The 14,954-nt window shown below is 65.1% G+C and carries 9 protein-coding genes and 1 pseudogene; 8 read left to right on the top strand and 2 right to left on the bottom strand.

From position 1 onward, the window contains the following. Nucleotides 1-494: 494 nt before the first annotated feature. The gene (locus tag KB879_RS35220; RefSeq protein WP_249221358.1) at nt 495-1,709 is read right to left on the bottom strand and encodes a CaiB/BaiF CoA-transferase family protein; all 1,215 of its coding nucleotides are present in this window, start codon (nt 1,707-1,709) and stop codon (nt 495-497) included. Nucleotides 1,710-1,957: 248 nt separating this feature from the next. Continuing rightward, complete coding sequence (locus KB879_RS35215) at nt 1,958-2,995, bottom strand: AraC family transcriptional regulator (RefSeq protein WP_211982384.1); 1,038 nt, start codon at nt 2,993-2,995, stop codon at nt 1,958-1,960. Nucleotides 2,996-3,179: 184 nt separating this feature from the next. Here KB879_RS35215 and KB879_RS35210 point away from each other — a divergent pair, with 184 nt between their 5' ends. The 8 genes and pseudogenes from KB879_RS35210 (at nt 3,180) to KB879_RS35180 (ending at nt 14,884) form a co-directional block, all read left to right on the top strand. Continuing rightward, nucleotides 3,180-3,689 (top strand): 2,4'-dihydroxyacetophenone dioxygenase family protein, encoded by a 510-nt coding sequence (locus tag KB879_RS35210; protein WP_211982382.1) that lies wholly within the window; start codon nt 3,180-3,182, stop codon nt 3,687-3,689. 28 nt (nt 3,690-3,717) lie between these two features. Beyond that, nucleotides 3,718-4,620 (top strand): SDR family oxidoreductase, encoded by a 903-nt coding sequence (locus KB879_RS35205; RefSeq protein ID WP_211982380.1) that lies wholly within the window; start codon nt 3,718-3,720, stop codon nt 4,618-4,620. 61 nt (nt 4,621-4,681) lie between these two features. After that, complete coding sequence (locus tag KB879_RS35200; RefSeq protein WP_371827428.1) at nt 4,682-5,398, top strand: SDR family NAD(P)-dependent oxidoreductase; 717 nt, start codon at nt 4,682-4,684, stop codon at nt 5,396-5,398. A gap of 199 nt (nt 5,399-5,597) precedes the next feature. Further along, nucleotides 5,598-7,892 (top strand): arylsulfatase, encoded by a 2,295-nt coding sequence (locus KB879_RS35195; RefSeq protein ID WP_249221357.1) that lies wholly within the window; start codon nt 5,598-5,600, stop codon nt 7,890-7,892. A gap of 157 nt (nt 7,893-8,049) precedes the next feature. After that, nucleotides 8,050-9,483 (top strand): annotated as a pseudogene (locus KB879_RS39800) (arylsulfatase); the annotation flags it as partial. Beyond that, nucleotides 9,463-10,461 (top strand): hypothetical protein, encoded by a 999-nt coding sequence (locus KB879_RS39795; RefSeq protein WP_371827475.1) that lies wholly within the window; start codon nt 9,463-9,465, stop codon nt 10,459-10,461. The pseudogene KB879_RS39800 and the gene KB879_RS39795, both read left to right, overlap by 21 nt. A gap of 227 nt (nt 10,462-10,688) precedes the next feature. After that, nucleotides 10,689-11,735, top strand: a complete 1,047-nt coding sequence (locus KB879_RS35185) for a formylglycine-generating enzyme family protein (protein ID WP_249221535.1) — start codon at nt 10,689-10,691, stop codon at nt 11,733-11,735. A gap of 380 nt (nt 11,736-12,115) precedes the next feature. Next, a complete protein-coding gene (locus KB879_RS35180) occupies nt 12,116-14,884 on the top strand; it encodes a LuxR C-terminal-related transcriptional regulator (protein ID WP_249221355.1) in 2,769 nt (922 codons plus the stop codon). Nucleotides 14,885-14,954 lie beyond the last annotated feature (70 nt).

Genomic DNA, 14,954 nt, shown 5'->3' with positions numbered 1-14,954 from the left:
CCGCGCAGCAGGGACGAACGCGGTCCCGCACGCAGGGTGTGCCTGTCTGGAACTTTTCCGATACGTCGGAATTGGTGGTGGCGCGCAGCGGTATCCGTGCGCGTGCCGCTCAGCGGCTGGACGTCATGCGAAGCGAAGGGTCTCTGGATCGCAGCTGCGATGCCCGCGTGATGAACGCTTCATGGTGTCCCTGTGATTCGTGTCCAATCGACTGCGCACCATTATTTGTCTGCGGTCAGCGCGCGCGCAACGGAGGGAATGGGTGGGAGAGGGTAAACCACGGAGGGGCTTATGGCTGCCGGTCTTTATGCGAGCGCCGGTGACCGGCATGGATGTCGCGGCCGCCAGTGTGCAGAAGCGGGTCGGGGACAGCGTCGGGTCCGCGCTTGTCCCCATTCCTTCCGACTTGTGCAATAGGTGAGGCGCCAGCCGTCGTCAGACTCAGGCGGTATTACTCCCCGGCAGGCCTCTGCGTGTTCAGGTATGCCGAATGCTCAACGAGGTGGAGCAGCGAGGCCGCTCGCCGTTGCCGAAGCCACCCGCTCGGACAGGGCGCGGACAGCCTCGATCCGCCCCGGCGGCAGCCAGCCAGCCAGGGTCTGCTCGTAGTCGCGCACATCGGCATTGCGCGGCGATGCGGGCAGTGCCGACGGCGTGCGGCTGAAGCGCGGCGCGGGCGCGGGCTGCATGACACCGTCGATCTCCACGAAGGTCCCGCGGGCCTTCAGGTGCGGGTGGTGCGGCGCGTCCTCGTAGCTGAGCACCGGGGCGAAGCAGACGTCGGTGCCTTCGAGCAGATCGCACCATTCGCCGCGCGTGCGTGTGCGGAAAACCTCGGCCAGGCGCTCGCCCGCGGCTTCCCATCTGGTCTGGTCACCCTGTTCGCCGAGGCAGGCCGGGTCGATGTCGAGGCGGGCAAGCAGGTCGCGATAGAAGCGCGCCTCGATCGGGCCCACCGAGATCCAGCCGCCATCCTTGCACTGGTACACGTCGTAGTAGTGCGCGCCCGAGTCCAGTACGTTGGTGCCGCGCTCGGCGCGCCACTGGCCGGCGGCGACCATGCCGTGGAACACGCTGCCGAGCGCGGCAACGCCGTCCACGATGGCGGCGTCCACCACCTGTCCCTTGCCGGACTTGCCCGCCTCGAGCAGCGCGGCGAGCACGCCCGCAAGCAGAAACATGCCGCCGCCCGCGAAATCGCCCAGGTAGGCCAGCGGCACCGACGGCGGTTGGCCGCGCCGGCCGATGGCGTTGAGCGCGCCGGTGAGCGAGATGTAGTTGATGTCGTGGCCGGCGGTATGCGCGAGCGGCCCGGTCTGTCCCCAGCCGGTGATCCGGCCATAGACCAGGCGCGGGTTGCGCGCCAGGCAGACATCCGGGCCGAGGCCCAGGCGTTCGGTGACGCCGGGCCGATAGCCTTCGATCAGCGCGTCGGCCGATGCAACCAGATCCAGCACCACCGCCACGGCCTGCGGATCCTTCAGATCGAGCGTGATCGGCTTGCGGCCGCGCAGCATCAGGTCATGCCGGCGCTCGCGTTTCACGCCGAGGTCGGTCTCGCCGGGGCGCTCGATGCGCAGCACCTCGGCGCCCATGTCGGCCAGCATCATGCCCGCCAGCGGGCCGGGGCCAATGCCGGCCAGTTCGATGATCCGGATGCCCGCCAGCGGCCCCTTCCTGACTTCCTGTTCCATTGTGATCCTTTGCATTTTGGGCTTCCCGGGAGCGCAATCCACCAGGATGCCGGCTGCCTTGAAGCGCTCGCGCTTACGGGCGACCCTGGCAAGCTGGAACGCGTGGATGGGTACAGCGGAGTCCCAGCCGGTGCCGTGGCTGCGCCAAGGCCACCCGATGCTACGAGCAAGGATGACAAGCTGGAAAATACTTTCGATGTGTTGGCCGATACATGGACTGTATTGGCGGCGGGGTCGAAGCCGGGCGACGCCGGCCGATGCCTTTAGTGCGAGCTGATATGCAATCTGAGGCGCCCGCGATCGTCGTGCGGTGTCACGCCCTTCCAGCGCCGGTATGCACGGATGAAGTTCGACACTTCCCCATAGCCCAGGGTATCGGCCACGTGCTCCAGCTTCAGCCCTTCGGCGAGCAGCTCTTCGGCCAGGGCTTCGCGCACCTCGTCCTGCAACTGCCGGAAACTGGTGCCTTCGTCGGCAAGGCGGCGGCGCAGCGTGCGCAGGCTCATGTGGAGTTCCTCGGCCAGCGTTTCCATGCCAGGCAACGCGCCCGGCCGGGCGACCAGCCTGTTGCGCAACTGGACTGCCAGGCCCTCCCGCGCCGGCCATCTCGCGAGCAAGGCCTGGCACTGTGCCTCGCACTGGCGAACCACTTCGGTATTGGCGCCAGGCAGGGGCCGGTCGAGATACCCTGCCGCGTTTCGCACAACCCTGTTCTGCGCGGCCCCGAAAACCGGCGTCAAGCCGAAGATATCCTCGTAAGGCAGGGTGTCGGCCGGTTGGGGACGACGCAGCGCCACGCTGACCGCCGGCAGCGTGGTGCCGATGAGATCGCGCATGAAGCTGATGGAGATGCCAAGATCGCGGTCGACGATAAACGCCCGCAGATCTTCCGGCAGCGCGCTGTCGTCGATGGTCGTGACAAGCCGGTCATCGTGCTCTTCGACATGGAATTCCGTCAGCGGATTCCAGAGACTCTCATAGCGGAATGCCATGCCGATCGCATCGCGCAGCGTGGCGCAACTGAGCAGGGCAAAGCCCCACACGCTGCGGCTGGCCAGACGGTAACGCAGGCCCGCCTGGATGCCGGCGCCGGGGATGTCGCCCAGTGCCTGCGCCAGATTGCGGATCAGCTGGAGCTCCTGGTCCACGCGCACGACGCAGGCGGGGTCGGACAAATACTGCCAATCGAGGCCGGTGCCTGCCAGGCAACGGTCTCCCGGAAGGCCATGGTCCAGACCGAACTGGAGGAGGAGCTGCACGCTGGATCCACTCAGGGGCGGCAACTGGTCATTGCGTGGCATTCATAACCTCGGGGCAAAGCGGCCAGCGGACGGTTGACCGAAAATGACTATGTCTTGTCCCAATATGCCATACAGCCCGGCGCAACGCCAAGCTAGCATCTCCCCTGACAAAGAGGCTGCTACGGACCACCGCGCCCGTGCCGCGCCATCACACAGAAGATCCAAAGAATCCAAGGAGACTGGCATGCCACTGCCGACATACATCACCCATCAGGACAACCTGCTCACCATCGATTCGGACAAGGAGCCGTGGATCACGGATTTCCCGGTACCCGGCGCCGACATCTGTCCGCTATTCCTCGACCCGCAGAATGGCATCTGGGTCGTACGCGCAAGAGTCGGCCCCGGCATAGTGCTTTCGAATCACTTCCATACCGGGACCGTGCATCTGTTCACGATGAGCGGCAACTGGAACTACTCGCAGTATCCCCACCAGCCCCAGACCGCCGGATGCTACCTGTACGAGCCGGGCGGCTCCATCCACCAGTTCACCACGCCCGCCAGCAACACTGAGCCGACCGACATGTTCATGGTTATCTACGGCGCCAACATCAACTTCGATGCCGATGGCAACTTCGTCAACATCGGCGATTCCGGCTTTATTGAAATGATGCTGAACAAGGTCGCAAGCGAGCGGGGCATGTCGCCGCTGAAGTACATCCGAAGCCTGGGTGCTGCGTACAGCGTGCGCTGAACAAAAGAACAGGAACAGGGGACACAGCATGGACAAGTTCCGCGACCAAGTCGCTGTCATCACTGGCGGTGCGTCTGGCTTCGGCAAGGAGTTCGCCCGCCTGGGCGCCTCGCTCGGCATGAAGCTCGTGCTTGCCGATATCGAGCAGGGTGCCCTGGATGCCACGGTGGCGGAGCTGCAGGCAACCGGCGCTGCCGTCATCGCGCGCCGCACCGATGTGTCGAAGGCTGCCGACGTGCAGGCGCTCGCCGATGCGGCCGTGGCCGCATTCGGCCAGGTCAACCTTCTGTTCAACAACGCCGGCGTGGCCCCTGGCGGGCTGGTCTGGGAAAGCACCGAGCAAGACTGGAACTGGGCGCTGGGTGTGAACCTGCACGGCGCCATTCACGGCCTGCGCGTCTTCACGCCGCTGATGCTCGCCGCTGCACAAGCCGATCCCGGCTACCGCGGCCACATCGTCAATACCGCCTCCATGGCCGGGCTGACCGCGGCGCCGACCTTTGGCCTGTACTGCGTCTCGAAGCAAGCGGTGGTGGCGCTGAGCGAGACGCTTTTCCATGATCTGGGGCTCGTCTCGGAACAGGTGAAGTGCTCGGTCCTGTGCCCGTCCTTCGTGGCCACCGGCATCAATCGCTCGCAGCGCAACCGCCCGGCCGATGGCGGCAGCGCCACGGCCATGAGCCGGTCGCAACTGGCCGCGCAGGCCATGCTCGACCGGGGCATCGCGGGGGCGACGATCAGTGCGGAAGACGTGGCGCGCATCACCTTCGATGCGATCCGCGATGATCGCTTCTACATCTTCCCGCAGCCGCAATCGCTTGCCACCGTGCAGCCGCGCTTCGACGACATCCTGGGCATGCACAATCCCCGCGACCCGTTCGGCGGGCACCCGGAGATCCGGGCCGCGGTGATCGCGGCGCTGGGCCGCTAACCCTCGTCCGGCGCCCATGCGCTGGCGCCGTCCATTGGTCTGTCAGTTGAAAGCATAGAAGATGAAGATGCCCGATTTCAGCGTAGCAGGAAAGCAAGTCCTGATCACCGGCGGTACCGGTGGCATCGGCGGCGCCTTCGCCAAGGCGTTCCTTGAGCACGGCGCCAGCGTGATCGTGGGGGATCTCGTGATTCCGGCGAGTGGCCTCGATTCACGCATTCGCTATGCATCCCTGGATGTGCGCGACAGCGCAGCCATCGATGCACTGGCTGCAAGCGTCGATCAGCTGGACGTACTGATTCACTGCGCCGGCCGCGCCAGCAACGAGGAGTACAAGCCCGAGGTATTTGCCGACATCATCGACATTCACCTGGTTGGCAACCTGCGCCTTGCCAACGCTTTTCGCCCGCATTTGAAGGCAAGCAAGGGTTGCATCATCAATATTGCCTCGATGTACTCGTACTTCGGCTCACCCAGCGTGCCCGCCTATGGCGCGGCAAAGGCGGGCGTGGTGTCGCTGACGAAGTCGCTGGCGATCAGCTTTGCCGCGGACGGGATCCGCGTCAACGCCATCGCTCCGGGCTGGATCAGTACCGCGCTCACGCGTGCCGGGCAAGCGAACGAAGAGGCCAATCGGAAGATCGTCAGCCGTATTCCGGACGGCAAGTGGGGGCAACCGGAAGACGTTGCCGGAACCGCTGTGTTCTTGGCATCGGCCGCGTCCAGACTGATCAATGGCGCGACGGTACCGGTAGACGGCGGGTACTCGGTCACCTGACGGCATCATCGGGAAACAGCGGGTCGGTGAACCAGATCTGCACGGCATGTGTTTGCCATTGGGAATGTCGGCAAACGGGAACCGCGGGGAACGATTTATGGCTCCACATCTTCGGATGATTCTGGCCCTTGTTGCGACAGGGCTTCTGGTCAGTAATGCCAGGGCGCAGACTGGTCCGCTACAGGGGGAACGGACTGCTATGCAGAGCACATCCGGCCTGGCATTGCCCAGGCCGGATCCGGTTTTTCGCGGGAAAATCGGCGAAACCGTGAAAGATTCGACACCTGACTACCCCGCGCCGCTCAAGGCGCCGAAGGGTGCCCCGAACGTGCTGATCATCATGCTGGACGATGTGGGCTTCGGGCAAGCGAGTACTTTTGGCGGGCCGGTTCCCACGCCAACCCTTGAGCGCCTGGCAAAAGGCGGTCTGCGATACAACACGTTCCATACCACGGCATTGTGTTCGCCCACGCGCGCGGCCTTGCTGACCGGCCGCAATCATCATTCGGCCGGTTCCGGCGTGATTATTGAAACTGGCACCGGATACCCGGGCTACACGGGCATCATTCCCCAGAGCACCGCCATGGTGCCCGAAATTCTCCGGGGCAATGGCTATGCCACCGCCATGTTCGGCAAGTGGCACAACACGCCCGAGACAGAGATCAGCCCGGCAGGCCCCTTCAACCACTGGCCCACAGGCTTTGGCTTCGACTATTTCTACGGCTTCAACCAGGGCGAGACGAGCCAGTGGTATCCGGTTCTCTACCGGAACACGACCCCGGTCGCACAGCCCAGGACGCCGGAGCAGGGATATCACTTCACCGCCGACATGACGGATGAAGCCATCAACTGGCTTGGCGGCATCCGGGCGGCGAAGAAGGACCAGCCCTGGTTCATGTATTACGCGGCAGCGGCAGCGCACGCACCGCATCATGCGCCAAAGGCATGGCGGGACAAGTTCAAGGGTAGGTTCGACCAGGGGTGGGACAAGCAGCGCGAAATCACTTTCGCCGAGCAGAAGCGGCTTGGCGTGATTCCGCAGGATGCCAGGCTGACGCCACGGCCAAAGGAGATTCCTGCCTGGGACGATCAGCCGGAAGCCGCGAAGCGTGTATATGCCCGGTTGATGGAGAATTATGCTGCCTACCTCGCGTACGCAGACAATGAGATCGGCCGCCTGGTCGACAGCGTCGCCCAGGCCGGCGAGCTTGATAACACGCTGATCTTCTACATCGTTGGCGACAACGGGGCCAGTGCCGAAGGCGGCCTGGAGGGATCGTTCAATGACATTGCCAGCCTGCTTGGATACAACCCGGGGCTGGAGGTTCTCAACAAGCGGTTGGACCAGATCGGCGGGCCTGAATCCGAGCCGCAGATTCCGGTCGGCTGGGCCTGGGCCATGGACACGCCGTTCCAGTGGACCAAGCAGGTCGCCAGCCACTTTGGCGGCACCCGCAATCCATTGGTGGTTCACTGGCCTGCTGGCATCAAGGCGCATGGCGAGCTGCGCACACAGTTTCATCACGTGATCGACGTCGTGCCGACCATTCTCGAAGCCACTCACGTCCCGGCACCGAAGGTCGTCAACGGTATCCCGCAGAAGCCGATGGAAGGTGTCAGCATGGCTTACTCGTTTGCCGATGCGAAGGCGAGGAGCCGCAGGACCACGCAGTACTTCGAGATGTTCGTCAACCGAGCCATCTACCACGACGGCTGGGTGGCGGCCAGCCGGTTTGGCGTGCCGTGGAACTTGGTCGGGCGAGTGGGGAATTTCCTCGACGCGCCGTGGGAGCTGTACCACGTCGACGCTGATTTCAGCGAAGCCGATGACCTCGCCGCAACCAACCCGCAGAAGCTCCGGCAGCTTCAGGCGCTGTTCCTGGAAGAGGCGAAGAAGTATGACGTGTTCCCGCTGGACTCGCGTTTCTCGGAGCGTGGCGATCCGCGCAATCGTATTGCCGGCGAACTCCCCACCAGTTGGACCTACCACGGGAACAACGTTCGCCTGCCCGAGCCGAGCGGACCGCGTGTCTACCCGAACTCACACGTCATCACGGCGACGCTGACGATTCCGCCGGCGGGTGCCGAAGGGGTCATCGCTGCCGCCGGCGGCCGCTCCGGCGGGTGGAGCCTGTACGTCCTGGATGGGAAGCTTACCTATCACTACAACTCCGCCGACTTCGAGCATTCGACCGTTCAGGTCCGGGCACCGCTCCCAGGCGGGAAGGTCGCCGTGCGGCTGGAGTATGCGTCCAACGGACCGAAGCGCGGTAGCGCGTTGAACAACGGCGCGACGGTGAAATTGTTTGTCAACGGTGATCTCGCCGGTGAGGGTAGCGTCGGCACCGGCATGCGCCGCCACGGGGCCGAGCCCTTTGAAGTTGGCCGGGACTCGATTTCCGCGGTCAGTCCGGGCTACGGGTCGAAGGGGACATTCCCGTTCACCGGCAGGATTGACGACATCACGTTTGCGGCAGCGCCGGCAGCCAGGTAGGCGCTGCGGAGCCATTCGCACAGTCCGGCGTCATGGGCAGGGGGGCAGGGCAGGACGCCGCCCCTTGCCGCTTGTTCTTCTTACAGCAAATAAACGAGGCAAATCCGTGAAACGCCTGCTTTCATCCGTCGCCACCGGTTATCGCACCGCTGTGCACATGCTGAACTCCAGGAGGGATGTCATGAATATGCCAAGGATGTTCTGCGCGGTAGTCTCTGCCGCCATGTTGCTTGGTCTCTTCGCGAACGCGACAGACGCCCAGGCGCAATCCGCGACGCCGGCGCCGTCCCAGGCGGCAACCCCGAGCGTGCTGCCGCGGCCCGACTTCCGCTTTCAGGGCACCGTCGGCCGGACCTATCTCGATTCCGACCCTGGGCAATTTCCGCAGCCGGTCAAGGCGCCAAAGGGGGCGCCCAATGTGGTGGTGATCCTGCTCGATGACGCCGGCTTCGGGCAATTCAGCACGTTCGGCGGCGGCGTGCCGTCGCCCACCATGGACAAGCTAGCAGCCGAGGGCCTGCGCTACAACCGGTTCCACACCACGGCGCTGTGCAGTCCGACCCGGGCCGCGCTGCTCACCGGGCGGAACCACCATTCCGCCGCCTTCGGCAGCATCGCGGAAGTCGCCACCGGCTATGAAGGCTTCACCGCCGTGTTGCCGCGCAGCGTCGGCACGGTGGCGGAAGTACTGCGGCAGAACGGCTACATGACGGCGTGGATCGGCAAGAACCACAACACGCCGCCGTGGGAGGCAAGTGCCGCGGGCCCGTTTGACCGCTGGCCGAACGGGCTGGGCTTCGACTATTTCTACGGGTTCATGGGTGGGGACACGGATCAATGGCATCCGGTCCTGTACGAAAACCGCAATCTCGTCCCGGCTTCGACCGACCGGAACTACCACCTGACGACTGACCTGGCCGACCACGCCATTGCCTGGGCACGCCAGGTCAAGAGCATTGCGCCGGACCGTCCCTTCCTGCTGCATGTCGCGCCAGGCGCGACGCACGCGCCGCATCACGCGCCGCAGGAATGGATCGACAAGTTCAAGGGCCAGTTCGACGCAGGCTGGGACAAATACCGCGAGATGACGTTCGAGCGGCAGAAGAAGCTCGGTGTCATCCCGGCCGATGCCAGGCTCACGCCGCGCCCGGAAAGCCTGCCGGCGTGGGACTCTCTCAATCCCGAGCAGAAGCGGCTCTATGCCCGCATGATGGAAGTGTTCGCCGGCTTTGGCGCGCATGCCGACCATGAAATGGGCCGGATCGTCGACGCCGTGAAACAGTTGCCCGGCGGCGAGAACACTATCTTCATCTATATGGCCGGAGACAACGGCGCCAGTGCCGAGGGCGGCATCGAAGGCTAGCTCAACGAGACGCGCTTCTTCAACGGCATCGTCGAGACATGGCAGGACAACCTGAAAGTCATCGACGAACTCGGCGGCCCGAAGCACTTCAACCATTTCCCGGCTGCCTGGGCCCACGCAATGAACACCCCGTTCCAGTGGACCAAGCAGATCGCCAGTCACCTCGGCGGCATCCGCAACCCCATGATCATTGCGTGGCCGGGGCATATCAAGGACAAGGGCGGCCTGCGCAGCCAGTTCACCCACGTGATCGACGTCGTCCCCACCCTCTATGAGGCCATTGGCATCACGCCGCCGACGCAGCTCAACGGCGTGCAGCAAAAACCGATCGAAGGGGTCAGCTTCGCCTACACGTTCAACGACGCGAAGGCCAAGGACCGCCATACCACCCAGTACTTCTCGCTGTCCGTCAACCGGGCCATCTTTCACAACGGCTGGATGGCCTCGGCGATGGGCTTCGTGCCGTGGCAGCCCAATCGCTCGGTCTTCGACCCCGACAAGCAGAAGTGGGAGCTCTACAACCTGGACAAGGATTTCTCGCAGGCAGAGGATCTGGCCAGCGCGAATCCGCAGAAGCTGCGTGAGTTGCAGGACTTGTGGTGGGCGGAAGCGGCCCGGCACAACGTACTGCCGCTGGACTGGCGCGGGGTGGAAAAATTCAATGCCGAACTGATGGGCCGGCCGAGCCTGGCCGGGAACAGCCGGACGCTGACCTACTACCCCGGACAGGTTGCCCTGCCCAACGAGGCGGCTCCGCGCCTGCTCAACCGGTCCTGGACGCTGACGGCAGATGTCGAGGTCCCGCAAGGCGGCGCACAGGGGGTCATCGCGACACACGGTGGAAGCACCGGCGGCTATGGCTTGTACATCCGTGACGGCAAGCCGACGTTCGTCTACAACTATCTTTCGATCGAACGTTTCGCGTTCTCCGGCCAGGAGCCGTTGCCCAGGGGCAAGGTGCAGGTGAAAGTCGACGTGACCTACAAGGGTGGCCCGAAGGAACGCGGCAAGGCCATGGCCGTCGTGATGACGGTCAACGGAAAGAAGGTCGCCGAGGGCGTGGTGCCGAAGACGATACCCAATATGATCAGTCTGGTCGAGGGGATGGACATCGGCATGGACGCCGGCTCGCCCGTGGACTTTACCTACAATCCGCCGTTCGCCTTCAATGGCAAGATCGAGAAGGTGGTGTTTGACTTGAAATGAGGGGAGGCGCGGCAGGCCACGGCATTGGCGCCGCGCATCCCTTCGCGACAGATGGCAGATCGCAGGAAAAGGAGTACGTCGTGAAGAAGGAAGGATCAGCACCTCGGATGCTGCGGGCAGCGCAGAATGAAGGCGCCAGCGCGGCAGAGCCGTCCCGGCGGCGCAGGCGCGTGACGCTGGCGCTACTGGCTGGCGCTGTCGCCGCGGGGGCCGGGTATGCGGCATGGATGGCCGGCACGGCACCGTCCGGGCCGGCCATCATACTGCCCGGCGATGGCGTCAGCGGACCGATGGGGATGGTTCACGTCCCCGGCGGGGAATTCCTGATGGGCAGCGACAGCAAACTGGCGCAGCCCAACGAGCGGCCCGCGCACAAGGTTCACGTGCATGGCTTCTGGATGGACCAGCACCATGTCACGAATGCCGAATTCCGCAAGTTCGTCGCGGCGACAGGCTATATCACCACCGCCGAGAAGACACCCGACTGGGAGACGCTGAAGGTCCAGTTGCCCGCCGGCACGCCGCGCCCGTCCGACAGCGACCTGGTGCCGGGTGGCATGGTCTTCGTCGGCACGCCTCGCCCGGTGCCGCTGCAGGACTATTCGCAATGGTGGCGCTATGTGCCTGGTGCGGACTGGCGCCACCCCGGCGGCCCCGGCACGTCGATCGACGGCAAGGACGACCACCCGGTCGTGCAGGTGTCGTACGAGGACGCCCAGGCCTACTCCCGATGGGTCGGCAAGCGTCTGCCAACCGAGGCCGAATGGGAGTTTGCCGCACGTGGCGGACTGGAGCAGGCGACCTATGCCTGGGGCGAGAAATTCGCGCCTGACGGCAAGCAGATGGCCAACGTCTGGCAGGGCCGACAGGCGCAGCCGTTTCCAGTGGTCAGTCCGAAGGCCGGTGGCGCGCTCGGTACAAGCGCGGTTGGCACCTTCCCGGCCAACGGCTATGGCCTGTCCGACATGACCGGCAACGCATGGCAGTGGGTGGCCGACTGGTACCGCGCCGACCAGTTCCGGCAGGAGGCAGGTTCCGGCCGCCTTGTCGACAACCCGGCAGGTCCGGCGGCGTCCTGGGACCCCGATGACGCGGGCGTGCCCGTCAGTGCACCCAAGCGCGTCACCCGCGGTGGCTCCTTCCTCTGCAACGAGGACTATTGCCTCAGCTATCGGCCAAGCGCACGCCGGGGGACCGACCCGTACAACAGCATGTCGCATCTCGGATTCCGGCTGGTTCTGGATGACAGCCGATGGGAGGCGCGCAGGAAATAGCGGACGCTTCACCCATTGGCATTGAGCATGGCTGACTACGGACGCCGGGGAGAATCAGCGCGCCAGCGGCGGCAGAACGGCCATCTCATGTCGCCGGCGTTTCAAATGAAGCGGTCATTTCCCGGAAGGTTGGCCATAGTCGCTGGTTTGTGAGCGTCGGGCATCCGCCCGGATGCACGTTGGCATTCTGGCCGCATCGCACTGCGCAAACTTCAGCGGGCGTCGCGCAGCGTGCAGAACCAGCAGCTGTTGCTGCAAGACGACCGTGGGCGAGACACCTCGATTCGGGTGGGGACAGGCCGGCGCGTCAACGCGTATCTTTCTGGCACAGGCTTGGCTGCCACCATACCGGCACACCGCTCTCTCCGGAAAGTACGCCCATGTCCCAGAAAGGCCCATCGTCGACCGTGCCGCCGCCACCGCCAGGACGGGTGATCGAGTCCGTGGCCAGCACCAAGCTTGTTCCGCCGCGCGGAGCCCGCCGGCTGATGCCGCGCGACGCGCTTCAGGCCCGGTTGCTGGACGCCCGGCGCCAACGCTGCGTGATCGTGCAGGGGCCGGCCGGAAGCGGAAAGACCAGCACGCTGGTGGCCTGGCGGCAGGCGCTTCTGGCGCTGGACTTCGACGTCGCCTGGCTCTCGGTCGCCGCAGAAGACAATGAGTTGATGCGTTTCGTCGGTTGCCTGCTCGCCAGCATCGCGGTGGTGGACGACGATGCAGTCAGGGAGGCAGCGCTGCTGGTCGGGTGCGACTGCAGCGAAGCGATCCTTGAGCACTGCGTGATCACGGTGGTGGAGGCGCTCTCGACCCGCCAGCGGGATCTGGTGCTGATCATTGACGACGTACAGCTCCTGGATGACATACGCATCCACCAGGTGCTGCAATGGCTGCTTGAGTATGCCCCGCCGAACCTTCACCTGGCCTTCGGCACGCGTACCGCGCCGCCGCTTTCGCTGGCACGGCCACGTGCACAGGACCTGGTGAGTGAGTTCGATCTGAAGGACTTGCGCTTCTCGGCCGAGGAATCCGAACGGTTCCTGCGCGAGCACCTGGGTCATATCGACCGGCGCGACGCGCAGGTGCTCCACGAGCTCACGGATGGATGGGTGGCCGGCTTGCAGCTCTTCGCCATTGACCTCCAGGCCAAGCGCGGCGCCGGCTACGCGCGGGTACAGGTTCGGGACGCACAGGCCTTTGCCAGCTACTTCGAGCAGGAGGTGCTGGTGAACCTTGCAGCCGAAGACCTCGAGCTGCTGACCCGTGCCTCGGCTTGCAACCGCCTTTGCGCTTCCTTGTGCGCCACCCTGATGAACCAGCCCCACGCCGTGGCCAGCATGACTTCGCGGCTGGCGCGCCTGGATCGCGACAACCTTTTCATCAGCCAGGTCAGCAGCCATGACCACGAGAGCTGGTATCGCGTGCACCCGCTGCTGCGCGAGGTCCTGGCCACCCGCCTGGAGGGCGTTTCCGAGGCCGAACGGCGGGCCCTCCACGCGCGGGCCTGGCGCTGGTTCGAGCTGCGTGGCCACCTTGATGAAGCCGTGCGCCATGCCGTGCACGCCGCCGATCAACAGGCGGCCGCTGATATCGTGGAGGCATGCGCGGTGGACATGATGGGCCGTGGCGAACTGGCCCAGCTTGCCAACCTCATGAGGCGCCTGCCCGCCGAACAGGTGCAGGCGCGCTTTGCACTCAGGCTGGTCACGGCGTACCTAAGCATGTACGCGCGCGATCTTGGCTCCCTCAAGGCCGCGCTGCTGCAGCTGGAAGCGGGGCAGGACACCATCAGTACCCACGAGCGCTTCGCCGTGCGGCTCTTGCGTGGCGCGCTCGCCATGCAGCGCGACGACACGGACGCGGTGCGGGCGCTCCAGCCTGAGTTGCAGGCCATACCGGACGATTCCCGGGCCTTTGCCTTCGCCGGGCGCGCTCACTTGCTCGCTTGGATGCACATGTATGAAGGGGAATACGAAGCTGCGCGTGCGGTGCTGGGCGAAGGGGCGCGCCACAATACGGCGCCCGCTCGCCGCCTGGTCGGGCGCGCGCTGGAAGGGATGAGCCTGGCGCTCGAGGGCCGGATGGCTGAGGCTGAACGGCTGCTGCGCGAGGTCCACCGTGAGTCCGAGCTGTACGGGCAGGCGCATATGGACGTGGCTGGCCTGGCTGACGGGCTGCTGGGTGAAACGCTGTACGAATTCAACGAACTCAAAGCCGTCTGCCGCCTGCTGGAGCCTCGCCTGGAACTGCTGGAACGGACTTCCCTGCCCGATGCGGCACTGCGGGCACTGGTGGCGCTGGCCCGCTCGCATTGGCGCCTGGGGCGCAGGCTCGAGGCGCTCGAGCATATCGAGCGGTTGGAAGACTATGCCATGCGCCAGGGGCTCGACCGTGCGCTCGCTCAAGCCCTGGCTTTGCGTCTGCGCGTGCACCTGGCGCAGGGGGCGACATCGCAGGCCATGGACGTGCTGGAGCGACTCAACCTGCTGGGCGCCCAGCATGCCGCGGCGACAAGGGGTACGGCAGCCGAAACCTTCCGCATCTGTGAATGGGGCCGCGCGGAAACCTGCCTGCACTGGCAGGATTTCGATGGTGCCGCTGCCTGCCTGGGACCGCTCCTGGAGCATACGGCCACAGCTGGCAGATGGTCTGGCGTGGCCGCCTTGCACCTGAATCTTGCCATCGCGCAGCGGGGTCGAGGTGACCTCCATGCGGCCCGGGAACACCTGTTCAAGGCCGTGCAGCTGGGCCACCAGCTTGGACTTGTCCGCAGCCTGCTCGATGTTTCGACACAGGTGCCCGCCATGCTTGAAGCGCTCCTCCGGGACGAGGTGCTTGATCCGGTCCTGGCCTTCTATGTCAAGCGGCTCCTCGCCGCCGCGTCGCATACGGAACTGGTGGCCGGGCCTCCTGCGAGCGCTCCCTCGGCAGTGGCGGCAGACCTCCTTAACGACCGGGAGCGGGAGGTGCTGGCACTGGTCGCGCAGGCCATGCCCAACAAGAAGATCGCCCGCGTAATCGGGGTGACACCGCACACGGTCAAGTGGCATCTGCGCAAGATCTACGCCAAGCTCGGCGTGTCCGAGCGCGACGAAGCGGTTGCGCGCATGCGCGATCTCGAACTGGGAGGTGATTTCCCGGGGTTCCACTGAGATCCGGCTCGCCAATCCGGCTAGTGTGTCAAGCCGCGCGATTGGCCATGATGGGTTGTCTGGCAACGCT

Source organism: Cupriavidus sp. KK10 (genome assembly GCF_018223725.1).
In the GTDB taxonomy this organism is placed as follows: Bacteria; Pseudomonadota; Gammaproteobacteria; order Burkholderiales; family Burkholderiaceae; genus Cupriavidus; species Cupriavidus necator.
Note: the sequence above shows the minus strand (reverse complement) of the source record. Positions and strands in the feature narration are given on the sequence as shown.

Bases quoted from the DNA above. Each gene is read 5' to 3' on its own strand.
- KB879_RS35220 (WP_249221358.1), bottom strand. From the start codon at position 1,709: ATGCAAAGGATCACAATGGAACAGGAAGTCAGGAAGGGGCCGCTGGCG.
- KB879_RS35215 (WP_211982384.1), bottom strand. From the start codon at position 2,995: ATGCCACGCAATGACCAGTTGCCGCCCCTGAGTGGATCCAGCGTGCAG.
- KB879_RS35210 (WP_211982382.1), top strand. From the start codon at position 3,180: ATGCCACTGCCGACATACATCACCCATCAGGACAACCTGCTCACCATC.
- KB879_RS35205 (WP_211982380.1), top strand. From the start codon at position 3,718: ATGGACAAGTTCCGCGACCAAGTCGCTGTCATCACTGGCGGTGCGTCT.
- KB879_RS35200 (WP_371827428.1), top strand. From the start codon at position 4,682: ATGAAGATGCCCGATTTCAGCGTAGCAGGAAAGCAAGTCCTGATCACC.
- KB879_RS35195 (WP_249221357.1), top strand. From the start codon at position 5,598: ATGCAGAGCACATCCGGCCTGGCATTGCCCAGGCCGGATCCGGTTTTT.
- KB879_RS35185 (WP_249221535.1), top strand. From the start codon at position 10,689: ATGGCCGGCACGGCACCGTCCGGGCCGGCCATCATACTGCCCGGCGAT.
- KB879_RS35180 (WP_249221355.1), top strand. From the start codon at position 12,116: ATGTCCCAGAAAGGCCCATCGTCGACCGTGCCGCCGCCACCGCCAGGA.